This window comes from Psychrobacter sp. S1-30-MNA-CIBAN-0213 (assembly GCF_040309845.1).
In the GTDB taxonomy this organism is placed as follows: Bacteria; Pseudomonadota; Gammaproteobacteria; order Pseudomonadales; family Moraxellaceae; genus Psychrobacter.
In genome coordinates, this window is record NZ_JBEOPE010000064.1 from 1 (window position 1) to 273 (window position 273).

1 protein-coding gene is annotated in these 273 nt (G+C 54.6%); it reads right to left on the reverse strand.

From position 1 onward, the window contains the following. The coding region (locus AAEY87_RS13960; protein ID WP_502945483.1) for a ribonucleotide reductase barrel domain-containing protein at nt 1-273 on the reverse strand (273 nt) is incomplete at both ends.

A 273-nucleotide genomic window follows, 5' to 3' on the forward strand; every position in this document is an offset into this window, starting at 1 on the left:
CGGTTATCTTCGACGCCGCGGTTGTTTTTCAGTACCAGTAATGACTCAACTTCTAAATGCCATAGTGGGTAGAATAATGTCGCTGCACCGCCGCGGACGCCGCCTTGTGAGCAGCATTTCACTGCCGTTTGGAAAAGTTTGTAGAATGGAATACAGCCAGTATGCTGTGCTTCGCCGCCACGGATCGGGCTACCAAGGGCGCGGATACGACCTGCGTTGATGCCGATACCAGCGCGCTGTGATACATAGCGTACGATGGCGCTAGTGGTGGCG